This window comes from Promicromonospora kroppenstedtii DSM 19349 (assembly GCF_000515355.1).
In the GTDB taxonomy this organism is placed as follows: Bacteria; Actinomycetota; Actinomycetes; order Actinomycetales; family Cellulomonadaceae; genus Promicromonospora; species Promicromonospora kroppenstedtii.
This window is the reverse complement of record NZ_KI911577.1, coordinates 61,833-82,247: the sequence shown is the minus strand read 5'-3', so window position 1 is coordinate 82,247 and position 20,415 is coordinate 61,833. Positions and strand designations below refer to the sequence as shown.

Sequence of the window (20,415 nt, the reverse complement as noted above, 5' to 3'; positions counted from 1 at the left end):
CACACCCGCGCGCGTGCTGTCGTACGTCGGCAACTGGGACCCGAACCGCGAGGTCTTCGTCTGACCCACCCCCGCCAGGCCCCCGCCCCTACCTGGGACGGGGGCCTTCGTCGTTTCGTGACTCCGTCCCCGCAAGACCTTCCCGGCAACGGAGTTACGAGGTATCGTCCCAGCATGACCGACCACGCCTATACGCGGATCTCATTCGACTCCCGAGTCTCCGGCTCGATCGCCAAGCAACGCGCGCGGCTCGCCCGCCACTCCCCCGACGCCGTCGTCTACGAGGAGCGCTCCGTCTCCGGCGCGAAGGTGCCCTTCGCCGACCGGGACGAGGGAGCCCGGCTCCTCGCCGCCCTCCAGCCCGGCGACCGCGTGCTCGCGACGAAGATCGACCGCGTCGCTCGCAACGTCCGCGACCTCCTTGACCTCGTCGAGCGCATCGAGCGCGAGGGCGCGTCTATCGTCTTCGTCGACCAGTCGATCGACACGAGCGGGCCCATGGGCCGCTTCCTCCTGACGCTCCTCGGGGCCATCGCCGAGCTCGAAGCGGGCATCGTCGCCGAACGCCGGCGCGAGTCGCTCGCCCAGTTCTCGGCCGAGGGCCGGCACGCCGTCGGCTCGGCGCCGTTCGGCCTCCAGTCCGTACCTAACCCGGCCGGCCGCGGGCTCGTGCTCCGGCCGCACCCCGAGGAGGCCCCGCTCCTGCGCGACGCCGTCGCCGCGATCCTCCGTGGCGAGCCGCAACGCGCGTGGGCGGAGCGTGCCGGCATGGGCGCACCCGCCTTCGGTCGCCTCCTGCGGAACCCGCGCCTCGCCGGCATCCTCGACGCCACGTCCGACGGCGTCCGGCTCGACCCCGACATGGCCGTCTTCAGCCTGCCCGAGTGGCGCAAGCTCCAGGGCCACCTTGCCCGGCCGACGAAGCCGCACCGATCCCGGACCGAGGGCCACGGCCGCGCCTACGAGTGCGGCGTGTGCGGCGAGCGGCTCTACTTCCAGGCCGCGGCCAACCCGGCCCACGCCACCTACCGGTGCCGCGGCGTCCGGCATGAGCCCGGCCAGCCCGCCGCCTCCGTCATCCGCGTCAACGCCGACCGCTACGTCGAGGCCGAGTTCCTCCGCCGCTTCGGCCGGCTGCCCGTCTTCGAGCGCGTGACGACTGACTCGACCGCCGTCCGAGACGAAGCCGTCGCGCTTGCCCGCCTCCGCCTCGACGCTGCCCGAGCTGCCCAGGATGCCGCCGTCACCGACGAGGACGAGGACACCACCTATCGCGCCTACCGTCGCGCCAAGGCCGCCCTCCGCGATGCTGAGGCCCTCCCGACCGCGACCGTGACCGAAGAGGTCCCGACCGGCGAGACCTTCGCTCAGGTCTGGGAACGGGCCGACGAGGAGGACCGGACCTCGCTCCTCCTCCGGGTCGGGCCCTGGGTGGTCGAACCGGGCCGCCTGCCTATCGATCAGAAGGTGCACCGAGCGGAGGCCGAGCCCGACTACCTCGCCGGGCAGATAGACGACTGACGCCGGGCGAGAGGCCGGAGGCCCCCGATGGTGTAGAAGGTGTAGAAGGTGTACCTCTCTCTAGTTACTTCTTCAAGAACTACTTTCTTGAGGGGTAACCAGGGAGACCTACAACTTCTACACCTTCTACACCCTGAGGGTTGCGCAAGTGCCCTTGCGTGGCTACGCTGGTGCCATGGCCGGAGGAACCGGCCCAACTGACCAGGAGGACACCATGGGCAACGAGCCCCGCACGGACATCCCGACCGTCACCGTCGAGTGCGCCTGCAAGCACTGCAAGGCGTTCGCCGCTCGCACGGGCCAGGCCCTCCCCCTGCGGGCGGAGGTCAACGAGAAGATGGCCGCCGCAATCTGCGGCACGGCCAAGGGCCGCCACTCGATGGTGCAGAAGGCCCACCAGCCGCCGTTCGGCCGCATGGACGCCATGCAGGCCAAGATGGGCCCGTGGGTCGCCTGACCATGCTCCGCCGCCTAGCCCGCGCGCTCGCTACCCTCGCCCTCGACGTCCTGGCCTTCGCCGTGGGCGTCGCGCTTGCCCGCCTCCGCCTCGACGCTGCCCGAGCTGCCCAGGATGCCGCCGTCACCGACGAGGACGAGGACACCACCTATCGCGCCTACCGTCGCGCCAAGGCCGCCCTCCGCGATGCTGAGGCCCTCCGACCGCGACCGTGACCGAAGAGGTCCCGACCGGCGAGACCTTCGCTCAGGTCTGGGAACGGGCCGACGAGGAGGACCGGACCTCGCTCCTCCTCCGGGTCGGGCCCTGGGTGGTCGAACCGGGCCGCCTGCCTATCGATCAGAAGGTGCACCGAGCGGAGGCCGAGCCCGACTACCTCGCCGGGCAGATAGACGACTGACGCCGGGCGAGAGGCCGGAGGCCCCCGATGGTGTAGAAGGTGTAGAAGGTGTACCTCTCTCTAGTTACTTCTTCAAGAACTACTTTCTCGAGGGGTAACCAGGGAGACCTACAACTTCTACACCTTCTACACCCTGAGGGTTGCGCAAGTGCCCTTGCGTGGCTACGCTGGTGCCATGGCCGGAGGAACCGGCCCAACTGACCAGGAGGACACCATGGGCAACGAGCCCCGCACGGACATCCCGACCGTCACCGTCGAGTGCGCCTGCAAGCACTGCAAGGCGTTCGCCGCTCGCACGGGCCAGGCCCTCCCCCTGCGGGCGGAGGTCAACGAGAAGATGGCCGCCGCAATCTGCGGCACGGCCAAGGGCCGCCACTCGATGGTGCAGAAGGCCCACCAGCCGCCGTTCGGCCGCATGGACGCCATGCAGGCCAAGATGGGGCCCCGTGGGGTCGCCTGACCATGCTCCGCCGCCTAGCCCGCGCGCTCGCTACCCTCGCCCTCGACGTCCTGGCCTTCGCCGTGGGCGTCGTGGTGGGCGGCATCCCGCTCGCCGTCCTGATCTTCTGGCTCGCCGACCGCTACCTGTACTGACCGCCCGCCTCCTACATACCCCAAGGAGCACACCATGAGCGACACCCCCGCCCAGATCAGGGCCCTCTACGACACCGACCCGGACCGCGACGCCTACGAGGCCATCGCCGAGGCCGTCGATACGGCAATCACCGCCCGCGACCACCTGATCCACGCCCTCACCGCCCGCGCCCTGGAGACCGGTGGTCAGGTCGCCGCGATCCGCGCCTTCGCCGACCGCCACCGCAACCGACCCGGCGAAGTCAGCGCACAGGGCATGGTCCGCATGCTCGACAACATCGTCGGGAAGTCCGACGCCCCGATCGTCGCCGAGCTGCCCCGCCGCTCGCCCATCGTGCGCGCCGCCAACGAGGACGGCTCCTACACGATGTCGGACGGCCACCGCCACACGCTCCGTGCCGAGGCCCCGCCGTGTAAGCACTTCGACGCCCACCACGGCGTTGCTGGCGAGCCCGGCCTCTTCGGCTGCGACGAGTGCGGCCGGACCTGGCCCACCCGCCCGCCGCTCGACCCGCGCACCGCGAAGTAGCCCGCCCGGACCCCGCCCCGCGTGCCTTGCCTCACGGCGCACGCCCGGCGCTGGACCACACGAGGCCCCGACCCCCGCATAGGGAGCCGGGGCCTCGCTCTTGCGTCTAGGATTCCGACATGACCGTCTGGACAACCCATCGCGACCACGGCACGGCCCATTGGGACGAGGTCGAGGTCGGCGACCGTATCAGCCTCTCGACGTCGGGAGCGGAGCGGACGGAGATCGTCGGCACCATCGTCGCCCTGTCCGCCGACACGGCCACGCTCAGGCCTTGGGTCGAGGTCCGCAAGTCCGACTTCGACGTTGACCGGATCTACCGCCCGCAGTGACGTTCGACGACCTCGACGACGCGCTCCTCGACGACTTCGCCGACTGCTGCCGCGACTGGCCCACCGACCTCAACGACGCGTAGCCGTCGCGGCGTGTATCCTCCCAACTGAACGGCCCCGGACGGGTATGGTCCGGGGCCGTTCCTCGTGCCGACCCGCGTCACGATCGCGCCCCGCGGCCCTCTCTACTTACGCACCGTCCACCCCAGAGAGGCAAGCCCATGCGTACCCCCATCGCCGCGACCCTGACCGCCCTGACCCTGGCCGTCGGCCTCGCGGCGTGCTCCGTGCCGGCCGACCCCGCGGCCGATCCCGCCCCGGTCGACGAGACCACGTCGTCCGCGCCGGCGTCCAAGCCCAAGGAGCCCGCCGAGAAGAAGGCCGAGGAGCCGGCCGAGTCCGTCGCCCAGGAACAGGCCCGCCTGGCCGCCGAGGGCTACGTCGAGATCATGGCGATCTCGGCGAGCGGCCTCACGGAACAGCTCACGTTCGAGGGCCACTCGACGGCGGACGCCAAGTACGCCGTGAAGGCCGTCGGCGCCGACTGGACCGCGGAGGCAGACGAGGCTGCCGCCGGCTATCTCGACGTCATGCCTATGTCCGGGCCAGAGCTACAGGATCAACTTGAGTTCGACGGCTTCACGCCCGAGCAGGCCGCGCACGGCGTCGCGGCAGCCGGGCTGTAGCTACTCGGTTGTACCTGTAGGCCCCGGGCCCTCCACACGGAGGGGCCGGGGCCTTTGGCGTGTTCGGGCCCGTGTTCAGCCTCGGCGAACGGCCCGCAGAACTGAACACAAACTCGTGTGAGCCGCCGCGCCTCCCCGGGCCGATTACCTCCTCGTCAGAACGAAACCCCAGACGAGGGAGCCCCACCGTGAACCCGACGCCGCTCGCTAACGTTCTCTTCCCGCCGCTCTCGCCGCTGAAGCGGACGCAGCTCGCCATCCTGTTGGCGCTCCGAGACCGGCCGATGTACGAGGGCACCGTCCCGGCCCACGTGAAGGCCCGCCGTCGCGCCGCCAACAAGGCCGCCCGCGTCGCCCGCCGGGGCAACCGATGAGCGCCCCGATCACCTTCGAGGGCTGGCCCAAGACGCCCCGCCTGTTCCGCGACTGCATCATCACGGAGAAGATCGACGGCACGAACGCCGCCGTGATCGTGACCGAGGACGGCCAGGTCGCCGCCCAGTCGCGTACCCGCCTCAGCACGCCGGGCAAGTCGACCGACAACTTCGGTTTCGCCGCCTGGGTGGCCGAGCACGAGGACTCCCTCCTCCCGCTCCTCGGCCCTGGCCGCCACTTCGGTGAGTGGTGGGGCAAGGGCATCCAGCGGGGCTACGGCCTCGACGAGCGCCGCTTCTCGCTGTTCAACGTGGGCCGCTACGGCGCCCTCGCGGAGGAGTCCGACGGCCTCCTGCACACGGTGCCTGTGCTCTACCAGGGCCCGTTCGCGACGGACATCGTCGCCGACGTCCTCGACGAGCTCGTCGAGAAGGGCTCCGCCGCCGAGCGCGGCTTCGCCACCCCCGAGGGCGTCGTCGTCTACCACGCCGCCGCCCGCCAGGTCTTCAAGGTCCTGATCGAGAACGACGACCAGCCGAAGGGAGCCTGACCATGTTCGGCAAGTACACCCCGCCCGCCGGCTACGAGATCCGAACCATCGACGGCACGGGAGATGCCGGAGGGCGCTTCGCCAAGGTGGTGCCCTACTACCTCGGGCGCCCGATCGGCGAGGGCCACTACTCCGGGATCTATGGCTACGGCCCCGCCGCGCGCCGTGCCCGCAAGATGATCCGCCTTCACCGCCGCTACAGCGTCGACCGGAGGAGGGCCTAACATGCGCAACCCCTTCCACCGCCACCCGGTCTGCCCGGGGTGCGGCAAGCGCCACGAGTCCCTGAACCCGGCGATGGAGGTCATCGTCGCCGAGGCCGTCGCCCTCGTGACGGCGTACCCGCCCGGCACCTTCCCGCGCCTTCAGCTCGCGATCACCGCCGCCGTGGCCGCGGACGAGCGCGCGCACGGCTCGATCGTCCCGCCGCCGCCGGCCGAGCCCGAGACGCCCGCCGCCCCGGTCGACCCGATCGAGGCCGAGGTCGCCAAGTTCGTGGCCCAGCTCGACGAGTACCCGACCGCAGAGGAGCCGAACCATGGCTAGCGCCTTGATGGAGGGCCTCCTCCGCGTCATCAACCCGGACGCCTACGGGGCCGACATCGTCACAGCCGCCGTAGAGCGCAACGAGCGCTACGTCGGCGAGTACCGGACCGCCGCCCGCGTGGCGGAGGACCGATTCCGAGTCGCGGAGGAGCGCCTCGCGCGGGCCGAGGCCGAACTCGCCGAGGCTCACGAGCAGGCGTCAGCCAACCTGGCCGCCGCCGGCGACTGGCAAGCCCGGTGGAACGACGAGGTCCACGCCCGGCAGCGCGCCGAGGCCGAGAACGCGAACCTCCGCGAGGACCTGGAGGCTCTGGCACGCCGGCATGAGGCCGCGCAGCCTGCCGAGTGCTACGAGGAAGTGCAGCGCTGGGACGAGGACGCCTCGCGCCCGTGCAACGGTCCGGCTGTTGCCTTCCGTGAGGACAAGTGGGAGGGCGGTGCTCCGCCGTACCCCGTGTGCGCCAAGCACGCGACGCCCGACCTCGTCCCGCTACGCGACGCGCTGAAGGGCCGCTCATGACCGCCCGAGACCTCGCCGCCTGGTTCGCCTCGGCCCTCACCTGGGCCCTCGTCGCGACGCACGTCGTCGCCCCCATCGTCCGCGCCGTCATCCAAGGAGGCCGCCCGTGAGCGTCCACGAGAGCGACAAGACCGTGTCCGTCATCCCCATGCACAGCGACCCGACGATTGCCTCGGTGACCGCCGCTCAGGCCGCGATCTATGCCTTCAAGACCGCCCTCCGCGAGCTCGGCGAGCCCGTCCCGGCGAACGACGTCCGCGCCGTGCTGACGACGTTGGGCCTCCGCCTGGAGGTCACCGCCGCCCCGACGACCACCGTCGAGCACTACGGCACGCCGGCCCCGGTCGAGGAGATCGCCGAGTTCATCGGTGACGAGAAGCCATTCGCCGTCGGCGACAAGGTGCGGGTGACCGGGAACGGCTCCCCCGAGCACGCCTACAAGATCGGCGAAGTCGTCGAGCTGGTCTCCGAGCCCGGCAACTCCGACGGCCTCGACGCGTTCGGGCCGGCAGCCGTGCTTGACCGCTACCCCGAGGCGTGGCGCACGCGCCGCATGGACGGGCTCCACCAGTGGGTCCACCCGGACGACCTGGAGGCGGCATGAGCGAGCTCCGCGCCAACGGTAAGGCGCGCATCGTCGGCAACTCGAACCCGCGACACCCCTTCTCCCCCGGGGTGGTCGTGACCCTCCGGAGCCGGGCCACGTCCGGCGTCTGGTACGTCTACGGCAAGCATCCGAACAAGCTCGTGCCCCAGCCGCTCTACCACCACGTGGCCGAGGAGGACCTCGAACCCGTCGAGGACGAGCCCATCTACTCCGAGGCTCAGGCCGCCGCGGTCGACGCCGAGGCGGAGTGGTTCGACGGCCTCCCGAAGGCCCTGGCCCCCGAGCCCGTGAAGGTGCTCGGCGACTTCTACACCCTCGCGACCGACGAGGCCATCGAGAGCGCGTTGCGGAACCTGCGGTTCGAGCTGGCCACGCGCGAGAAGGAGGCAACGACGTGAAGCCCGAAGACGTGCCGGCCGAGCTGGTCGAGAAGGCGGCTGACGAGATCCTCGCCGCCTCCTTCGGCCAGGAGCTGCCCGAGTCCCCCGACCACCTCGCCCGCCACGCCCTCGCCGCCGTGCTGCCGTCGGCTCGCCTGGCCGTGCTCGAAGAGCTTCGCGACGAGATCGCGGCCTGGCGCCCGTACGACACGCGCGACATCGGCGACGCGTTCCTCGCCGACAGCGTCGTCGACCTCGTCGCCGACAGGATCGACGACCTCGTCCGCAAGGAGCTCACCCATGGCTGACACCGAGACCAACAAGGACCCGCTCGCGCCCGGCTACCTCCTGGCGTCCGACGCCGAGATCGAGAAGGCGGTCGTCGACCTGGAGATCGAGCTCATGACCCGCAGGAACCGTGAGGAGAAGAGCAATGGCTGAGCCCCGCAAGTTCAAGGTACTGCCGCACAAGCCCGAAACCACGACCGAAGAGGTCCACGTCGACCACACGGGCCTCCTCCAGCCCGGCGACGTCGTCTCGCGCGTGCCCGACGACCGCTTCGGTGTCATCGTCCGCCGCGAGGTGCCGGTGCCGGCCCGGCCCGAGCCGGGCACGGCGGGCACGGCGACGGTCTCCGGCAAGGCCGGCGTTCGCGTCATGCGCGTGCAGCCGGACGACCGGGACCCTCGACAGCGCCCGTGGGTCTCCGACCACCTCATCGGCGGCTGGTTCGCCCACGCCGAGGACGAGGTCGCCGACTTCACCTCCGACGCCCCGCCCGCCCTGCCGACCCGCGAGGCGCTGGCGAAGGCGATCAAGGGCGGCAACGAGACCACGCCGAACCCGTTCCTGGCGTCCGGCGTGCTCGTCGAGGTCGACCCCGAGCTCGCCGCCGACCGCGTGCTCGCCCTGCTGAAGGAGGCCCGCCCGTGAGCGACGAAGACACCCTCCCGAGGACGCCGGGCTCGATGATCCTGGGCCATGACAGGGGCCGCAGCGTGCCCCTACAGCTCCGCCGCCTCGGCGAGGGCTACCACCCGGCGAAGTGGTTCAACCAGTTCGACAGCCCGTGGCCCGTCGAGCTGATCCGCGACGGTGGCTTCACCGTCCTGCACGACGCGGGGGCCCGCCAGTGATCGAGTTCATCCAACTCACCGCCCGCTCCGGCAAGCCGCTCTACCTCCGCCCCACGGCCATCACGGCCGTGTGGGAGGTCGACGTCGCGGCCCCGCCCTCGGGCGTCGGCCCGGGGCAGCCCCGCGTCGTGCCGGAGCCGCGGCCCGAGACGCACATCGAAGCTGGCTCGCCCGACGGGTCGAGCTTCGGAGTCATGGAGCCCGCCGCCGTCGTGGTGGAGCTCGCCGAGATGGCGGAGCGGCTGGCCGAGACCGGCGTCCGTTCTGAAGACCTGAGGGAGGAAGCATGAACGCGGAAGAGCTGGAGGCACTGCCCGCCCTGTCCGTCGTGACCGACTGCGACGGCGACGTCTGGGTGAAGGACCTAGCCCGCGAGTGGGTCCTCGCCGGGGACGTCACCTACGACGGCATCGACACCCCGTCCGGAGTCGTCGCCGGGTATGGCCCGCACATCCTCCTCGTCCCCGCCACCGACTCCGGCGCGGAGCGGCTCGCGGCGTTGCGTAAGGCGGTGACGGGATGACCGCCGAGCCCCCAGACGAGTTCGACGACCTCCGCGAGGCGTGGGACCGGTTCGCCGCGGACCTGAGGACCGCCCTCCTCGACGGCGTCATCCGGACGGCCTACAGGGTCGCCTGGGCCCTCGATCGGATCAAGCATGGGTAGCGCCGACGAGGACCGCGCCGAGCTCCGGCGGCTCCTGAAGGAGTCCCACCGCCGCACGAGGCCCTACCGCTGGCGGCGCAAGGCGCAGGCTGCCGACCGGGCCCTCGCCCGGGCCTGGGCATGGTGCAAGGAGTGGTGGCCCGTCCTCTGGGCCGTCTCGTTCGCTGTGCTCGCGATAGTGACGGTGGTGGCCGATGGCTGACCCCGCCGCGCACCGCCTGCGCACGAAGGAGGCCCGGGAGCGTCGGGCGAGAGAGGTCCGCATACGCCGCCAGGCCGACGCGCTAGCGGACTACTCCCGTGTCGCACTCACGCCCCTACAGCGCGAGAGCCTCCTCGCACTGCTCCGGGAGCGACCCGCGTCGGCGGGCTACCTACTGATCGGCGGGAAGTCCTATGGCTAAGCGCCGCGTCCCCGTCCCCCACCACGACCCCTCCGCCGACTGGACACGCTCGACGACCCACACGAGCGCCAAGGGCCGCCACATCGGCCCCGGCACGGAGTTCAGCGTCTACGGCGAGCCGGGCCGCTTCCGGTTCGTCGAGCACGTCACCACGCCCGCCGGCGTCGAGTGGGTCACCGGCCACGGCGGGCCCCGCAAGGTGCGCGTGTGCCGGAGCTTCCGGCCGGAGCGCATCAAGCGGGTTCACACGAAGAAGACGTACGTGAGCCCCGAGGAAGCCCGGCGGCTCGTCAACGAGAAGAACCGAGCGAAGAGAGAGGCCGCGAGATGAACTTCAGCTACACCGACAAGGACGGCGACGCGCTGACCGGCACGCCGTTCGAGGAGGCCCCGGACGGGCGCCAGAAGGGCGAGCCCGTCTACAGCCTCTCCGGCACGACCGGCGCTACCTACCTCACGCCCGCTGCCGCCGCCGAGCTGGCTGCCGACCTCCAGGCGTTCGCGGAGGCGAACAAGCCCGCCCTCCCGACGACCGACGGGAGCCTGATCCGGACGGCCTTCGCCATCTACGCGCTCGTCGCGGGCGAGTGGGTCGACACCGCCGACGGCGGTCCGGCCGCTGCCCTCGGCCCCTTCGAGATCCTCCACGACGCCGGAAAGGTGAACGCATGACCAACGACCCCCGCGAGGCCAAGCTCCCGAAGTGGGTACAGGCCGAGCTCGAACGGCTCCGGAGCAAGCTCGACGACCTCGCCGCCGACTTCGAGGAGTACGCCGACAAGGAGATGCCCGACGACGCCGTCGCCGTGGCGAACCCATACGACGAGCACCCGCGCTTGGCGGCGCGGAAGGGCGAGCAGGTTCAGTTCAAGCTGGGTGGCTACCGGCACGTCATCGCCGAGGTCGACCCCTACGACGGCTCGCTCGTACTCCAGGCGTCGCAGAGCGTGCGCATCGAGCCGCTCGCGTCGAACCACGTCCGCCTGATCGTCCCGACGCACTAGGAGGCACCATGGCAGAGCCCACCGTGACCGAGGTCGCCGACCTGATCGCCGACTCGCTCGACGGCGAGTATCACGACGGCCTCGGCTACTTCGTCGGCGCCATGCACGCCGGCGGAGGCTCACAGGAGCGTCTCGTCGAGATCGTGCTCTCAGACGGCGGCAGCGACGAGCGCAAGTTCACCGTGCTCGTCCGCGAGGCGGAGTGATCGAGCCGCACGCCGAGCGGTACGCGGACGAGTTCGCCTCCTCGGAGGCCCTCGCCGCGGCCGCCCGCCGGCGTCTCGCCTGGCGCATCCGCCGCGCCTCACACGGCTCTTGCGTCGTGTGCGGCGCCCCGCTCACAGGCCGAGCCGATGAGGTGACGTGCTCGGGCCGCTGTCGGAAGAAGAAGGCCCGCATGGGACACGTGTAGACGTGCGCAGGCTGATTACCTCTGTAGACGGAGCAGGGCTCACGATGCGTCGCGCCACACCAACTAGCGGACGCACTGAGGTCCTCTCCGTCTCGGCTTCCTCGTCAGCCGTCATCCGACGGGGCAGGGCGCTATGGAGTAACGGCAGCTTAGGCGGTTCTCAACCGTCCGGTCCGGGTTCGAATCCCGGTAGTGCTACGCGGTAGGTGCGTGAGTCTCCGGTTCGAGTCCGGACCTGTGGCCCGACGGGGCGACGGGAGGCGGGATAGGCATCACGCAACTCACCTACTGCCTCATGCCTTGTCGGTCCAGATGGAGTGGACGCCCGCCTGTCGAGCGGGAGATCACGGGTTCAAGTCCCGTACGAGGCGCGCCCGGCCGAGGAGCAAAGTCATGCGCTCCGGAGTCGAATCCCTTGGTTCACGGGGAGATAGTGGACCCTCATCTACCGGCACCTCTGGCCTCGGCCACGGGCCGGTCATCGAAGACCTCGGAACGACCGCTGCCCAGCACGTCGCCCGAGGCATGACGCCGACACCGTATGCCTATAGGCCCGGTGCCGGCCCCTCCTGTGAGCGCGCCGTCGCCCAAGCCTCTCCTCCGGATGCTCAAATGGGTGCACCGCGCGACGCCGCCCACTACCCGGTTCCCATGCCGGGAGCCTCGCGCGGACTACAGGAGCCACAGCCCGGCCCTTCGCCATGACGGCGAGGGGTCGGGCTTTTGTGTGCCCTCACTCACCTAGTCCATGTCCGGGAGCCTGCCATGCCTGACGCCCTAGTGCGTATCCGCGTGCTCCGGCGTGACGGGTACAGGTGCATGGCCCGCACACAGGGCAGGGCCGTGTGTGGCATGCCTGCCCCGTACGTAGGCAAGGACGACGCCGACGAGGTAGTCGCACTGTGCCCCACGCACGCACCTGAGCAGGTGCGCTGACATGGGTAACGCTGATCCTCGGCGCGACCTCATGTCGTACCGCAACGCACGCGCTGCCCTGAAGGCGCGCACTCGTAAGCACGGCACGCCTTGTTGGCTGTGCGGTCAACCCTTCGACTGGTCCTTGCACCACCTCGACGCGATGGCCTTCACTGCCGACCACGTAACGCCACTGGCACGCGGCGGGCACATCACGGGCCCGCTGAAGCCTGCTCACAGGCGCTGTAACAGCCGCAGGAACGACGGCAGACACGAGACGCGGCTCCCCACCACCCGACGCTGGTAGGCCGCTCACGGCCCGCCCAGGCATCGATACGGCCCCCTGGGGGATGACCCCTCGGGGTGGCCTGCACGTCGTCTCTTGGCATACGGCGTTTCTCTCCCCACGATCTCACATCCACAGTTAGGCCTCTGACCTGGGGTTTTACACCTCGGCCGAGTGAGCCTCAGATACGCCTAGAGGAGTGCCCTGTGAGCCGCCCCAGCCTCTCCGCGGCCGTCTCCGGCGGCTCCCACCGCGCGTCCCTCGAAGCCCTCCGCGACTACCTCGCGGACGCGCTCGACCAGACCGACAGCCCCCCGCGACCAAGCCCCGCTTGCCAACCGCCTTCAGGCGGTCCTGGCCGAGCTCGCCGAGATGGACAAGGAGGGCGACGATGAACTCGACGACCTCCTCGGCCCCGCGTCTTAAGTGGGCGCCCGCGCGCCGCGGGATGATCGCTGACGACATCGCGAAGCGCACGGCGACGGTTGGGCTCACGCTCGACGACTGGCAGATCGAGGTACTCCGCGACGCCCTCAGCGTGACCATGGGCGGGATGTGGAAGACGCCCCGCGTCGCTTGCTCGATCCCTCGCCAGAACGGCAAAGGCGCCATCATCGAGGCGATCGAGCTGGGCTTCCTCCTCGGCGCCTTCCCCGACGCGAAGCTCCTCGTCCACTCGGCACACGAGTTCAAGACGGCGAAGAACGGCTTCGACCGCATCCTCTCCCTGTGCCGGTCTCACCCGGCGCTCCGGAAGGCAGAGCAGACCGGGCGGCTCGTCGTCAAGACGGCCAACGCTCAGGAGTCGCTCTCCTTCGACGGCCGCACGATCAAGTTCTTCGCCCGCTCGAAGAACTCGGGCCGTGGCTTCTCCGCCGACCTCCTGATCCTCGACGAGGCACAGGAGCTCTCCGAGGACACCTTCGCCGCGATCCTGCCGACGATCTCCGCCCGCCCGAACCCTCAGATCTGGCTCTTCGGCACGCCGCCGAGTCCGACCATGAACGGCGAGGTCTTCACCCGCCTCCGTGAGGTCGCGCTGAAGGAGATCGACGAGCGCCTCGCCTACTTCGAGTGGTCCGCCGACAAGGACGACCCCATCGACGACGAGGCGACCTGGCGCCGCGCCAACCCGGCGTGCCCCGGTCGTATCTCGATCGACACGATCCGCGACGAGTTCTTCTCGATGGACGAGGAGACCTTCTCGCGCGAGCGGCTCGGCATGTGGGATGGCCTCGCCTCCCTCGCCGTGATCCCGGAGGACACCTGGGCCGCCCTCGCCGGCGAGTCCGACCCCGAGGGCCGTGTCGTGTTCGCGATCGACGTCTCGCCGGACCGCGGACGCGCCTCGATCGGTGTCGCCGGATGGCTCGCCGACGGCCGCGTCATGGTCCAGGCGATCGAGAACCGCAAGGGAACCGGCTGGCTCGCGCCACGCCTGAAGGAGCTCACCGACCGGTGGCCCCACCAGGCCGTGATCGTGGACTCGGGCGGTGCCGGCGCCGCGCTCCTGCCCGATCTGAAGCGCCTCCGGGTCCGTCGTGTGCAGGTCATCTCGACCCGCGACGTCGTCGCCGCATGCGGCGGGTTCTACGACCTCGCCATGGGCGTCCCGCAGAAGGACAAGGACGGCAACGACCTGCCCGCCCTCCAGCGCCTCTCCCACCCTGACCAGCCCGTTCTGAACGAGGCCCTCGCCAGCGCACGGAAGCGCCCGCTCGGCGACGCCTGGGCCTGGCACCGCAAGGACACCGCCACCGACATTACGCCGCTCGTGGCCGTGACCTTCGCCGCGTACGGCCTCTCCCTGAAGCCCGCTCGACCTGAGTCGTCCGCGCCCCGTCGCGTCGTCGTCATGTCGTAGACCCCTCCGAAGGAGGCCCGCATGGTTACCCGCCTCCCTCGCGAAGAGGCCGAGCTGATCGACTACCACCTCGAACGGCTCGGACGGTTCCGCCGGCGCAACAAGATCAAGAACGACTACTACGAGGCAAAGCAACGGATCGCCGACGTCGGTCTCGCGAACCTCCCGCCGAAGTACCGGGCCGTCAAGCTGGCCGTCGGCTTCGCCGGCACCGCGGTAGACGTCCTGGAGGAGCGCCTCGACTTCCTCGGCTGGACGGACCCGTCCGGCAACGACCCGTTCGGCCTCCAGCGCCTCTACACCGAGAACGACCTCGACGTCGAGGCGTCCGCCGGGCACCTTGACGGACTCATCACGGGCTCCGGCTTCGCGATCGTAGGCCGCGGCGACGTCGGCGAGCCCGACGCACTGATCACGGTCGAGTCCTCGGACCGCGTGACCGGCGAGTGGGACCGGCGCCTCCGCCGGCTCTCCTCGGCCGTAGCCGTGGACGCCGAGGAGGACGGCCAGGTCAAGGAGCTGACCCTCTTCCTGCCGAACTCGGACGTCCGCGTCCGTCGCGTCGGCTGGGGCTGGGCCGAGGTCGAGCGCGACGAGCACGGCATGAACCGCGTTCGCGTCGTGCAGCTCCCCAACCGACCCCGCGGCTCGCGCCGTGGTGGTCGCTCCGAGATCACGCCGGCCCTCCGCTCCTACACGGACGAGGCCGTCGAGTCGCTCCTCGGCATGAAGGTGCACCGCGGGTTCTACCAGGCCCCGCAGCGCTACCTACTGAACGCGGCCGAGTCGTGGTTCAGCGGACCGGACGGGCAGCCCAAGTCCGGATGGGACGCCGTCCAGGGCCGCGTTCTGGCGGTCCCGAAGGACCCCGACGCCGACCCTGAGGACCCGAAGGTCGAGGTCGGCCAGTTCGAGCCGGCGCCCCCGACGCCCTACCTCCAGATGATCCGCGGCTACGCCGAGCTCGTCTCGGCCGAGGCCGCTATCCCGCTGACCTACCTCGGCATCTCGACGGCCAACCCGCCGTCGGCCGACGCCATCCGGGCCCTCGAAGCGCGCCTCATCAAGAAGGCCGAGCGCCGACAGGCCACGTTCGGCCGCGGCTGGCGCGAGGTCGGGGCCCTGGCGCTCCTGATCCGCGACGGCGCGATCCCCGAGGCCTACGGCGACGTCACCACCAAGTGGCGCGACGCCGCAACCCCCACCCGGGCCGCTGCCGCCGACGAGGTCTCGAAGTACGTCGCTGCCGGCGTCCTGCCGGCGGACTCCACGGTCACCTACGACCGCATGGGTCTGAGCCAGGCGGAACAGCGCACGCTGAAGAGCGAGAAGCGCCGCGCCGACGCGAAGGCCCGCCGCGACGGGATCGCCCAGGCCGCGACAGCCGCACGGCTGGCCGGGCAGACCCCCGCAGCCCCCGAGGTGACCGGCGATGGCGAGTAGCGCCGTCACGGCCGACTTTCGATCGGCACAGGCCGACCTGGTAACGCTCACCGTGGCAGACCTGGAGGCGTTCTGGCGCACGCTGGACACCTCCGACCCCTCCGCGACGCAAAACGCCCTCCTCTCCTTCCTGCCCGACCTCGTGCAGACCTACGGAGAGATCGGCGCGGCGGACGCGGCGGACTTCTACGAGGAGCTCCGAGACTCGTCCCCTGACGTGCGGCGTCCGTACAGCGCCGTACTCCCTGACGAACTTGTCCCGGTCGAGCAGGTGGAGGCCGCCACCCGCTGGGCGCTCGGCCCGCTCTGGACCGCCGAGGACGACCTCGCTCTAGCGGTCGAGACCGCCCTCACGAACCTCTCCGGCGTCACGAACCGGCTCACCCTGATTCCCGCACGGGACACGGTCAGGGCGAACGCGGCGAGCGATCCGGAATCCGTCGGATGGCGTCGGGTCGGTAACGGCGACTCGTGCGCCTTCTGCCGAATGCTCATCGGCCGCGGCAACGTCTACAGCGCCGACACCGCGCGCTTCGCCTCGCACGACCACTGCGACTGCATCGCCGAACCCTCATGGGGCGGCGGAGAGCCCGCGTCGGTCATTCAGTACATGGCCTCGAAGCGCAACCCCACCAAGGCAGACCGCGCCCGAGTGCGCGAGTTCCTACGCGGCCTGGACTAAGGCCGCCCATATCTTCCAGCCGCCGGGCTGGGACGCAGTAACCCCAGCCCCGCACGGGGCGATCCGATCACCCGCACGGGAGGACGAAACACCATGAGCGACACCGCGAACACTGGCACCGAGGCTTCGGCCGAGGGCACCGCCCCCGCCCCGACCGCCGAGGACCTGGCCGCCCAGCTCGAAGAGTGGAAGGGCCACGCCCGGAAGCACGAGGACAAGGCCAAGGCGAACGCCAAGGCCGCGACCGAGCTCGCCGAGCTGAAGCGATCTTCGATGTCCGACGCCGAGAAGGCAGCCGCCGACCTGGCGGCAGGGTCACAGGCCCTGACGGACGCCGTCACGCGCGCCGAGACGGCCGAGGCCGCGCTCATCCGCTACAAGATCGCCGTCGACCTGGAGCTCTCCAAGGAGGACGTCACTGTCCTGGACGGTGTCCAGGGCGACGAGAAGACCCTCCGAGCACTGGCCGAACGACTCGCGGGTCGCAAGTCCCCCGCCCCCAAGCCGACCCCGACACAGGGCCGGACCACGGGCGGCACCCCCAGCGCGAAGGACTCCTTCGTCGAAGCGCTGGACGGGCTCTTCAACTGACCTGTCGCGCAAGGGTCCTCCCGTGACTCTCGCATCCCCCCTAGATGAAAGGGCATAACCCATGCCTGCTGTTCCGCACTCCCGGGATGCCTCGGGCATCCTCCTGCCGGCCGAGGTCTCCTCGCAGATCTGGCAGGACGCCCAGGAGGCCTCTGTCGTCATGCAGAAGTCGACGCGCATCGACCTGCCCGGCGTCGGCATCGACGTCCCGCTGATCACCGGTGACCCCGTCGCCTCGTGGGTCGGCGAGACCGAGAAGATCAAGGTTGGCGAGGCCTCGTTCGGCAACAAGTCGATCCGGCCCCGCAAGGTCGCCCTGATCGAGCTGTTCTCGAACGAGTTCAAGCGCGACCTCCCGGCCCTCTTCGCCGCGCTCTCCGAGCGTCTGCCGAAGACGCTGGCGACCGCCTTCGACCTGAAGGCCCTGCACGCCACCGCCGAGGCGAACGCGTTCGACTCCCTCGCCGGCGCCTCCGCGCTGGGCCTGGGCACCACCGACACCTACGGCGACGCCGTGGCGATCGACTCGGCCGTCTACGAGGCCGGCGGCGTGACCGACGGCTACGTCCTGGCCCCGCAGGCTCGCAAGACCCTGCTGGTGGCCCGCGACGGCGACGGCAACCCGCTGCTGGGCAACTCGCTCACCACGAGCCCGAACACGCCGAGCATCCTCGGTTCGGACCTGACCTACTCGCGCAACGCGTTCAAGGCCGGCACCCCGAACGTGCTGGGCTACGCCGGTCAGTGGGCCGGCAACGCCTTCTACGGCGTGGTCCAGGACATCACCGTCGCGGTCTCGACCGAGGCCACGATCGACCGGACCGCCGGCGTCGGCGCCGAGCGCGACTACGTGGACCTGTTCCAGCAGGACATGTTCGCGCTCCGCGTGATCGCACACCTCGGCTTCGCCGTCCGCGACCTGGACAAGTTCGTCAAGGTCACCGACGCGGACGCGTGACCCATGGCTGACCGACAGTTCAAGGTCGCCCAGGGCGACACGCCCACGGCCGGCAAGTTCGCGCCGACCGTGATTCTGACGGACGAGGACGGCGACTCGGTCGACGTCCTGACCGGCACCGCCACGGCTCAGGCCAACTCCACGGCGACGGACGTCGCGGGGCTCGTTACGAACTTCAACGCGCTCCTCGCGAAGCTCCGCACGCGCGGCGTTCTCGCCCCGTGACCCCCTGAGGGAGCGGCTCTTCGGAGTCGCTCCCTCTCCCGTCCCCGGAAGGAGGCGCTATGGCGCTCATCTGGACTGAGCCCGCCGACGTCACCGACCGGTGGCTCGGAAGCGACATCCCCGCGACCGACGAGCAGCTCACCCGGCTACTCGAAGACGCAGAGGACACGATCCTCCGAGAGTTCCCCGACCTGCCCGAGCGGCTGGCCGCCGATCCGCCCGCAGTCCCCCTGCTCCGCGTCCAGAAGGTCGCGGCCCGCATGGTGATCCGGCTCCTCCGCAACCCGGAGGGCTACCGGCAGGTACAGGAAGGGGCCGGCGCCTTCACCGAGGGCCGCACCTTCGGCGGGTCACAGCCCGGCGAGATGTACCTCACCGACGAGGACCGCGCCGACCTCGGCAACACTCGCGAGGGCAGGGCCTTCACCATCGACCAGACACCCGAGTGGCCCGAAGAGGCCGGTCCGGCGTACTGGTTCCAGCTCGGAATGACGTACCGCCCATGAGGGCGAAGTACACGATCGGGCACCGTGTCTACGAGCCCGGCGCGGAAGACGCGCACGGCAACCCTGTAGACGCCTGGGCCGCACCCGTCGACCTTTCGGTCTACGGCATCGCCCCGACGGCGTCCCTCGCCGATGTCGAGCCCGTGGCCGGCCGCATGGCCGTCATGACGCTCATGACCGTGTTCGTGCCCGCCGGCGCGGCCCTCGGCCCTCACGACCGCTACGTCGTGGACGGCGAGGAGTGGGAGCAGGAGGGCGAGGCCGGCGACTACACCCGCAACCCCTTCAAGGGCCCCAGCTTCGCCGGGATCATCCTCAACCTGAAGCGTGTGGAGGGCTGACCCATGGCACGAGTCAAGATCCGCTGGAACCTCCCGGCCTTCGAGGAGATCCGCCGATCCCCTGAGGTCGAGGCAGCCCTTCAGGAGCAGGTCGACCGCATCGTCGATGCGACCGGCCACCCCGAGGACTATGCGGCCGACGTCGAGCCGGGCAAGAGCCGCTCGCGCGGCTACGTCGTGACCAAGACCTACGCCGGCATCCGGCGCGAGGCCAAGGAGCACGCGCTCCTCCGGGCCCTGGGCGGAGGCTCATGACCGACGCCGTCATCTTCCCGGACGTCGAGGCGCTTCTCCTCGCCTACCTGAAGCCGCTCGTCGCCCCCGTCAAAGTCGTGACGAAGGTCCCCGCAGCGCGTCCCGCCTCCTTCGTGAAGCTGGTCCGCGTCGGGGGCCCCCGCCGAGACCGGGTCACCGACCGCCCGATGGTCGTGTTCCAGGCGTGGGGGCCCGACTCCGTCGCGGCCTCTGAGCTCGCCCGCCGCGTGCACGCCCATGTGTACGCGCTCGCCCAGACGAGCACGCCTCAGGGCTACGTCAGCGCTGTGAACGAGGTCGGCGGCCTCCAGTACTTCCCCGACCCCGAGAGCGGGCAGGACTGCTACCAGTTCACGGCCCAGCTCCAGACCCGAGGAGTCCCTCTGTGAAGGTCCGCCACCCGCACATCTACCCGCCCGTCGTGATCGACGTCGCCGACGAGCGCGTCGAGTCGCACCTCGCGGCGGGCTGGCTTCTCGACGAGGCCCCGGCCGACGAAGAGGCCGAAACCCCTACCCCCGAACGCCCCCGACGGACACGCCGCGCGGGCTCTGACTCCCAGAAGGAGACCGCAGCATGAGCAACTCTGCGAACATCGTCGCGGGCAAGCCGCTCGCGACCGGCGGCGTCCGCATCGGCCCGCTCGGCGCCACCGCCCCGACCGACGCCACGACCGCCCTCGACGCTGCCTTCGTCAGCGCCGGCTACGTCGGCGAGGACGGCCTGACCGAGACGACCGACCGGTCGACCGAGAAGGTCAAGGCCTGGGGCGGTGACATCGTCAAGGTCCTCCAGACCGATTTCTCCGTCTCGTACAGCTTCACCTTCCTGGAGACGCTGAACACCGACGTGCTGAAGGCCGTCTACGGCGACGACAACGTCACCGTGACCGCCGCGACCCCGTCCGCCGGCACCCTCCGGACCGTGAAGATCAACGCCGACGTGCTCCCGCACAAGTCGTTCGTCTTCGAGATGAAGGACGGCGACGCGAAGATCCGCATCCACGTCCCGGACGGCCAGGTGAACGAGGTCGGCGAGGTGACCTACAACGACGGCGAGCTCATCGGCTACACGGTGACCATCGAGGCGTTCCGTGACACGGACCTCAACGCCAACGCCGTGAAGTACATCGACGACGGCAAGCCGACCGCCTGACCTGTCGCGCAAGGCCCCTTGCGCGCCTCTAGCTACCCCTCCCGGAGCCCCCGCTAGGCCCGCTCCGGGAGGGG

41 protein-coding genes and 2 tRNA genes are annotated in these 20,415 nt (G+C 70.4%); all 43 read left to right on the top strand.

The window, feature by feature from the left end; all coding sequences use genetic code 11:
* The first annotated feature begins 174 nt into the window (after positions 1-174).
* The 43 genes from PROKR_RS30420 (at position 175) to PROKR_RS01915 (ending at position 20,341) form a co-directional block, all read left to right on the top strand.
* Positions 175-1,521 (top strand): recombinase family protein, encoded by a 1,347-nt coding sequence (locus tag PROKR_RS30420; RefSeq protein ID WP_051432600.1) that lies wholly within the window; start codon positions 175-177, stop codon positions 1,519-1,521.
* A 175-nt stretch (positions 1,522-1,696) separates the two neighbouring features.
* Entirely contained in the window at positions 1,697-1,978 is a 282-nt protein-coding gene (locus PROKR_RS02110) for a hypothetical protein (protein WP_157601816.1), read from the top strand.
* Positions 1,966-2,193 (top strand): hypothetical protein, encoded by a 228-nt coding sequence (locus PROKR_RS02105; RefSeq protein WP_036959232.1) that lies wholly within the window; start codon positions 1,966-1,968, stop codon positions 2,191-2,193. Before PROKR_RS02110 ends, PROKR_RS02105 begins: the two co-directional genes overlap by 13 nt.
* Positions 2,190-2,378 (top strand): hypothetical protein, encoded by a 189-nt coding sequence (locus PROKR_RS02100; protein ID WP_036959231.1) that lies wholly within the window; start codon positions 2,190-2,192, stop codon positions 2,376-2,378. Before PROKR_RS02105 ends, PROKR_RS02100 begins: the two co-directional genes overlap by 4 nt.
* Before the next feature lie 175 nt (positions 2,379-2,553).
* Complete coding sequence (locus PROKR_RS02095) at positions 2,554-2,838, top strand: hypothetical protein (RefSeq protein ID WP_157601827.1); 285 nt, start codon at positions 2,554-2,556, stop codon at positions 2,836-2,838.
* Positions 2,839-2,840: 2 nt separating this feature from the next.
* On the top strand, positions 2,841-2,972 hold the full coding sequence (locus PROKR_RS37775; protein ID WP_281171663.1) for a hypothetical protein: 132 nt from the start codon (positions 2,841-2,843) through the stop codon (positions 2,970-2,972).
* A gap of 34 nt (positions 2,973-3,006) precedes the next feature.
* Positions 3,007-3,501: a hypothetical protein gene (locus PROKR_RS02090; protein ID WP_036959229.1), complete on the top strand. Its 495-nt coding sequence runs from the start codon at positions 3,007-3,009 to the stop codon at positions 3,499-3,501.
* A gap of 119 nt (positions 3,502-3,620) precedes the next feature.
* Positions 3,621-3,833: a sortase family protein gene (locus tag PROKR_RS02085; protein WP_036959228.1), complete on the top strand. Its 213-nt coding sequence runs from the start codon at positions 3,621-3,623 to the stop codon at positions 3,831-3,833.
* A 221-nt stretch (positions 3,834-4,054) separates the two neighbouring features.
* Positions 4,055-4,519: an Ltp family lipoprotein gene (locus PROKR_RS30415; protein WP_051432599.1), complete on the top strand. Its 465-nt coding sequence runs from the start codon at positions 4,055-4,057 to the stop codon at positions 4,517-4,519.
* A gap of 188 nt (positions 4,520-4,707) precedes the next feature.
* Entirely contained in the window at positions 4,708-4,893 is a 186-nt protein-coding gene (locus PROKR_RS02075) for a hypothetical protein (protein WP_036959226.1), read from the top strand.
* Positions 4,890-5,444, top strand: coding sequence for an RNA ligase family protein (locus tag PROKR_RS02070; protein WP_211239994.1), 555 nt, complete (start codon positions 4,890-4,892; stop codon positions 5,442-5,444). Before PROKR_RS02075 ends, PROKR_RS02070 begins: the two co-directional genes overlap by 4 nt.
* 2 nt (positions 5,445-5,446) lie before the next feature.
* Complete coding sequence (locus tag PROKR_RS02065) at positions 5,447-5,668, top strand: hypothetical protein (protein ID WP_036959224.1); 222 nt, start codon at positions 5,447-5,449, stop codon at positions 5,666-5,668.
* A 1-nt stretch (position 5,669) separates the two neighbouring features.
* A complete protein-coding gene (locus PROKR_RS02060) occupies positions 5,670-5,990 on the top strand; it encodes a hypothetical protein (protein WP_036959222.1) in 321 nt (106 codons plus the stop codon).
* Positions 5,983-6,510 carry a hypothetical protein gene (locus PROKR_RS02055; protein ID WP_157601826.1) on the top strand — a complete coding sequence of 176 codons (528 nt, stop codon included), beginning with the start codon at positions 5,983-5,985 and terminating at the stop codon, positions 6,508-6,510. The genes PROKR_RS02060 and PROKR_RS02055 overlap by 8 nt, the downstream gene beginning before the upstream one ends.
* A 106-nt stretch (positions 6,511-6,616) precedes the next feature.
* On the top strand, positions 6,617-7,114 hold the full coding sequence (locus tag PROKR_RS02050) for a hypothetical protein (protein ID WP_036959219.1): 498 nt from the start codon (positions 6,617-6,619) through the stop codon (positions 7,112-7,114).
* Complete coding sequence (locus PROKR_RS02045) at positions 7,111-7,515, top strand: hypothetical protein (protein ID WP_036959218.1); 405 nt, start codon at positions 7,111-7,113, stop codon at positions 7,513-7,515. The genes PROKR_RS02050 and PROKR_RS02045 overlap by 4 nt, the downstream gene beginning before the upstream one ends.
* The gene (locus tag PROKR_RS02040) at positions 7,512-7,805 is read left to right on the top strand and encodes a hypothetical protein (RefSeq protein ID WP_036959217.1); all 294 of its coding nucleotides are present in this window, start codon (positions 7,512-7,514) and stop codon (positions 7,803-7,805) included. The genes PROKR_RS02045 and PROKR_RS02040 overlap by 4 nt, the downstream gene beginning before the upstream one ends.
* A complete protein-coding gene (locus PROKR_RS32210) occupies positions 7,798-7,938 on the top strand; it encodes a hypothetical protein (protein ID WP_157601825.1) in 141 nt (46 codons plus the stop codon). The genes PROKR_RS02040 and PROKR_RS32210 overlap by 8 nt, the downstream gene beginning before the upstream one ends.
* Positions 7,931-8,431 carry a hypothetical protein gene (locus PROKR_RS02035; RefSeq protein ID WP_036959216.1) on the top strand — a complete coding sequence of 167 codons (501 nt, stop codon included), beginning with the start codon at positions 7,931-7,933 and terminating at the stop codon, positions 8,429-8,431. Before PROKR_RS32210 ends, PROKR_RS02035 begins: the two co-directional genes overlap by 8 nt.
* Positions 8,428-8,634 carry a hypothetical protein gene (locus PROKR_RS02030; RefSeq protein ID WP_036959215.1) on the top strand — a complete coding sequence of 69 codons (207 nt, stop codon included), beginning with the start codon at positions 8,428-8,430 and terminating at the stop codon, positions 8,632-8,634. Before PROKR_RS02035 ends, PROKR_RS02030 begins: the two co-directional genes overlap by 4 nt.
* Positions 8,631-8,924, top strand: a complete 294-nt coding sequence (locus PROKR_RS02025) for a hypothetical protein (protein WP_036959214.1) — start codon at positions 8,631-8,633, stop codon at positions 8,922-8,924. Before PROKR_RS02030 ends, PROKR_RS02025 begins: the two co-directional genes overlap by 4 nt.
* Positions 8,921-9,157, top strand: coding sequence for a hypothetical protein (locus PROKR_RS02020; RefSeq protein ID WP_036959213.1), 237 nt, complete (start codon positions 8,921-8,923; stop codon positions 9,155-9,157). Before PROKR_RS02025 ends, PROKR_RS02020 begins: the two co-directional genes overlap by 4 nt.
* Positions 9,154-9,300 carry a hypothetical protein gene (locus PROKR_RS32205; RefSeq protein ID WP_157601824.1) on the top strand — a complete coding sequence of 49 codons (147 nt, stop codon included), beginning with the start codon at positions 9,154-9,156 and terminating at the stop codon, positions 9,298-9,300. Before PROKR_RS02020 ends, PROKR_RS32205 begins: the two co-directional genes overlap by 4 nt.
* Positions 9,293-9,502, top strand: a complete 210-nt coding sequence (locus tag PROKR_RS02015; RefSeq protein WP_036959212.1) for a hypothetical protein — start codon at positions 9,293-9,295, stop codon at positions 9,500-9,502. The genes PROKR_RS32205 and PROKR_RS02015 overlap by 8 nt, the downstream gene beginning before the upstream one ends.
* A gap of 194 nt (positions 9,503-9,696) precedes the next feature.
* Entirely contained in the window at positions 9,697-10,035 is a 339-nt protein-coding gene (locus PROKR_RS02005; RefSeq protein WP_036959210.1) for a DUF7246 family protein, read from the top strand.
* Positions 10,032-10,376 carry a hypothetical protein gene (locus tag PROKR_RS02000; protein ID WP_036959209.1) on the top strand — a complete coding sequence of 115 codons (345 nt, stop codon included), beginning with the start codon at positions 10,032-10,034 and terminating at the stop codon, positions 10,374-10,376. The genes PROKR_RS02005 and PROKR_RS02000 overlap by 4 nt, the downstream gene beginning before the upstream one ends.
* Positions 10,373-10,708, top strand: a complete 336-nt coding sequence (locus PROKR_RS01995; RefSeq protein WP_036959207.1) for a DUF7239 family protein — start codon at positions 10,373-10,375, stop codon at positions 10,706-10,708. Before PROKR_RS02000 ends, PROKR_RS01995 begins: the two co-directional genes overlap by 4 nt.
* Positions 10,709-10,716: 8 nt before the next feature.
* A complete protein-coding gene (locus tag PROKR_RS01990; protein WP_036959205.1) occupies positions 10,717-10,914 on the top strand; it encodes a hypothetical protein in 198 nt (65 codons plus the stop codon).
* A 333-nt stretch (positions 10,915-11,247) separates the two neighbouring features.
* A tRNA-Glu gene (locus PROKR_RS01980) sits at positions 11,248-11,318 on the top strand.
* Positions 11,319-11,417: 99 nt separating this feature from the next.
* Positions 11,418-11,491, top strand: a tRNA-Asp gene (locus PROKR_RS01975).
* A gap of 566 nt (positions 11,492-12,057) precedes the next feature.
* Positions 12,058-12,342, top strand: a complete 285-nt coding sequence (locus PROKR_RS38065; protein WP_157601814.1) for an HNH endonuclease — start codon at positions 12,058-12,060, stop codon at positions 12,340-12,342.
* A 370-nt stretch (positions 12,343-12,712) separates the two neighbouring features.
* Positions 12,713-14,185, top strand: coding sequence for a terminase large subunit (locus PROKR_RS01970; RefSeq protein ID WP_051432598.1), 1,473 nt, complete (start codon positions 12,713-12,715; stop codon positions 14,183-14,185).
* Positions 14,186-14,206: 21 nt separating this feature from the next.
* Positions 14,207-15,628: a phage portal protein gene (locus PROKR_RS01965; protein ID WP_051432597.1), complete on the top strand. Its 1,422-nt coding sequence runs from the start codon at positions 14,207-14,209 to the stop codon at positions 15,626-15,628.
* Complete coding sequence (locus tag PROKR_RS30410) at positions 15,618-16,310, top strand: VG15 protein (protein WP_051432596.1); 693 nt, start codon at positions 15,618-15,620, stop codon at positions 16,308-16,310. Before PROKR_RS01965 ends, PROKR_RS30410 begins: the two co-directional genes overlap by 11 nt.
* A gap of 93 nt (positions 16,311-16,403) precedes the next feature.
* On the top strand, positions 16,404-16,901 hold the full coding sequence (locus PROKR_RS30405; protein WP_051432595.1) for a hypothetical protein: 498 nt from the start codon (positions 16,404-16,406) through the stop codon (positions 16,899-16,901).
* 61 nt (positions 16,902-16,962) lie between these two features.
* Positions 16,963-17,859, top strand: a complete 897-nt coding sequence (locus tag PROKR_RS01950) for a phage major capsid protein (protein ID WP_036959201.1) — start codon at positions 16,963-16,965, stop codon at positions 17,857-17,859.
* A gap of 3 nt (positions 17,860-17,862) precedes the next feature.
* Entirely contained in the window at positions 17,863-18,084 is a 222-nt protein-coding gene (locus PROKR_RS01945) for a hypothetical protein (protein ID WP_036959199.1), read from the top strand.
* 59 nt (positions 18,085-18,143) lie between these two features.
* Complete coding sequence (locus tag PROKR_RS01940) at positions 18,144-18,590, top strand: hypothetical protein (protein WP_036959197.1); 447 nt, start codon at positions 18,144-18,146, stop codon at positions 18,588-18,590.
* Positions 18,587-18,931 carry an early set domain-containing protein gene (locus PROKR_RS01935; RefSeq protein ID WP_036959196.1) on the top strand — a complete coding sequence of 115 codons (345 nt, stop codon included), beginning with the start codon at positions 18,587-18,589 and terminating at the stop codon, positions 18,929-18,931. Before PROKR_RS01940 ends, PROKR_RS01935 begins: the two co-directional genes overlap by 4 nt.
* 3 nt (positions 18,932-18,934) lie before the next feature.
* On the top strand, positions 18,935-19,186 hold the full coding sequence (locus PROKR_RS01930) for a hypothetical protein (protein WP_036959194.1): 252 nt from the start codon (positions 18,935-18,937) through the stop codon (positions 19,184-19,186).
* The gene (locus PROKR_RS30400; RefSeq protein ID WP_051432594.1) at positions 19,183-19,575 is read left to right on the top strand and encodes a hypothetical protein; all 393 of its coding nucleotides are present in this window, start codon (positions 19,183-19,185) and stop codon (positions 19,573-19,575) included. The genes PROKR_RS01930 and PROKR_RS30400 overlap by 4 nt, the downstream gene beginning before the upstream one ends.
* The gene (locus PROKR_RS01920; RefSeq protein WP_036959193.1) at positions 19,572-19,766 is read left to right on the top strand and encodes a hypothetical protein; all 195 of its coding nucleotides are present in this window, start codon (positions 19,572-19,574) and stop codon (positions 19,764-19,766) included. Before PROKR_RS30400 ends, PROKR_RS01920 begins: the two co-directional genes overlap by 4 nt.
* Complete coding sequence (locus PROKR_RS01915; RefSeq protein WP_036959192.1) at positions 19,763-20,341, top strand: phage tail tube protein; 579 nt, start codon at positions 19,763-19,765, stop codon at positions 20,339-20,341. The genes PROKR_RS01920 and PROKR_RS01915 overlap by 4 nt, the downstream gene beginning before the upstream one ends.
* Positions 20,342-20,415 lie beyond the last annotated feature (74 nt).

Bases quoted from the DNA above. Each gene is read 5' to 3' on its own strand.
- PROKR_RS02070 (WP_211239994.1), top strand. From the start codon at position 4,890: ATGAGCGCCCCGATCACCTTCGAGGGCTGGCCCAAGACGCCCCGCCTG.
- PROKR_RS01945 (WP_036959199.1), top strand. From the start codon at position 17,863: ATGGCTGACCGACAGTTCAAGGTCGCCCAGGGCGACACGCCCACGGCC.
- PROKR_RS01940 (WP_036959197.1), top strand. From the start codon at position 18,144: ATGGCGCTCATCTGGACTGAGCCCGCCGACGTCACCGACCGGTGGCTC.
- PROKR_RS02095 (WP_157601827.1), top strand. From the start codon at position 2,554: ATGGCCGGAGGAACCGGCCCAACTGACCAGGAGGACACCATGGGCAAC.
- PROKR_RS02110 (WP_157601816.1), top strand. From the start codon at position 1,697: ATGGCCGGAGGAACCGGCCCAACTGACCAGGAGGACACCATGGGCAAC.
- PROKR_RS01935 (WP_036959196.1), top strand. From the start codon at position 18,587: ATGAGGGCGAAGTACACGATCGGGCACCGTGTCTACGAGCCCGGCGCG.
- PROKR_RS01965 (WP_051432597.1), top strand. From the start codon at position 14,207: ATGGTTACCCGCCTCCCTCGCGAAGAGGCCGAGCTGATCGACTACCAC.
- PROKR_RS01915 (WP_036959192.1), top strand. From the start codon at position 19,763: ATGAGCAACTCTGCGAACATCGTCGCGGGCAAGCCGCTCGCGACCGGC.
- PROKR_RS01995 (WP_036959207.1), top strand. From the start codon at position 10,373: ATGACCAACGACCCCCGCGAGGCCAAGCTCCCGAAGTGGGTACAGGCC.
- PROKR_RS38065 (WP_157601814.1), top strand. From the start codon at position 12,058: ATGGGTAACGCTGATCCTCGGCGCGACCTCATGTCGTACCGCAACGCA.
- PROKR_RS30420 (WP_051432600.1), top strand. From the start codon at position 175: ATGACCGACCACGCCTATACGCGGATCTCATTCGACTCCCGAGTCTCC.
- PROKR_RS30405 (WP_051432595.1), top strand. From the start codon at position 16,404: ATGAGCGACACCGCGAACACTGGCACCGAGGCTTCGGCCGAGGGCACC.
- PROKR_RS02020 (WP_036959213.1), top strand. From the start codon at position 8,921: ATGAACGCGGAAGAGCTGGAGGCACTGCCCGCCCTGTCCGTCGTGACC.
- PROKR_RS02055 (WP_157601826.1), top strand. From the start codon at position 5,983: ATGGCTAGCGCCTTGATGGAGGGCCTCCTCCGCGTCATCAACCCGGAC.
- PROKR_RS02085 (WP_036959228.1), top strand. From the start codon at position 3,621: ATGACCGTCTGGACAACCCATCGCGACCACGGCACGGCCCATTGGGAC.
- PROKR_RS32210 (WP_157601825.1), top strand. From the start codon at position 7,798: ATGGCTGACACCGAGACCAACAAGGACCCGCTCGCGCCCGGCTACCTC.
- PROKR_RS01950 (WP_036959201.1), top strand. From the start codon at position 16,963: ATGCCTGCTGTTCCGCACTCCCGGGATGCCTCGGGCATCCTCCTGCCG.
- PROKR_RS02045 (WP_036959218.1), top strand. From the start codon at position 7,111: ATGAGCGAGCTCCGCGCCAACGGTAAGGCGCGCATCGTCGGCAACTCG.
- PROKR_RS02005 (WP_036959210.1), top strand. From the start codon at position 9,697: ATGGCTAAGCGCCGCGTCCCCGTCCCCCACCACGACCCCTCCGCCGAC.
- PROKR_RS30400 (WP_051432594.1), top strand. From the start codon at position 19,183: ATGACCGACGCCGTCATCTTCCCGGACGTCGAGGCGCTTCTCCTCGCC.
- PROKR_RS02035 (WP_036959216.1), top strand. From the start codon at position 7,931: ATGGCTGAGCCCCGCAAGTTCAAGGTACTGCCGCACAAGCCCGAAACC.
- PROKR_RS02060 (WP_036959222.1), top strand. From the start codon at position 5,670: ATGCGCAACCCCTTCCACCGCCACCCGGTCTGCCCGGGGTGCGGCAAG.
- PROKR_RS02015 (WP_036959212.1), top strand. From the start codon at position 9,293: ATGGGTAGCGCCGACGAGGACCGCGCCGAGCTCCGGCGGCTCCTGAAG.
- PROKR_RS30410 (WP_051432596.1), top strand. From the start codon at position 15,618: ATGGCGAGTAGCGCCGTCACGGCCGACTTTCGATCGGCACAGGCCGAC.
- PROKR_RS02090 (WP_036959229.1), top strand. From the start codon at position 3,007: ATGAGCGACACCCCCGCCCAGATCAGGGCCCTCTACGACACCGACCCG.
- PROKR_RS02065 (WP_036959224.1), top strand. From the start codon at position 5,447: ATGTTCGGCAAGTACACCCCGCCCGCCGGCTACGAGATCCGAACCATC.
- PROKR_RS32205 (WP_157601824.1), top strand. From the start codon at position 9,154: ATGACCGCCGAGCCCCCAGACGAGTTCGACGACCTCCGCGAGGCGTGG.
- PROKR_RS30415 (WP_051432599.1), top strand. From the start codon at position 4,055: ATGCGTACCCCCATCGCCGCGACCCTGACCGCCCTGACCCTGGCCGTC.
- PROKR_RS02000 (WP_036959209.1), top strand. From the start codon at position 10,032: ATGAACTTCAGCTACACCGACAAGGACGGCGACGCGCTGACCGGCACG.
- PROKR_RS37775 (WP_281171663.1), top strand. From the start codon at position 2,841: ATGCTCCGCCGCCTAGCCCGCGCGCTCGCTACCCTCGCCCTCGACGTC.
- PROKR_RS01930 (WP_036959194.1), top strand. From the start codon at position 18,935: ATGGCACGAGTCAAGATCCGCTGGAACCTCCCGGCCTTCGAGGAGATC.
- PROKR_RS01970 (WP_051432598.1), top strand. From the start codon at position 12,713: ATGAACTCGACGACCTCCTCGGCCCCGCGTCTTAAGTGGGCGCCCGCG.
- PROKR_RS01990 (WP_036959205.1), top strand. From the start codon at position 10,717: ATGGCAGAGCCCACCGTGACCGAGGTCGCCGACCTGATCGCCGACTCG.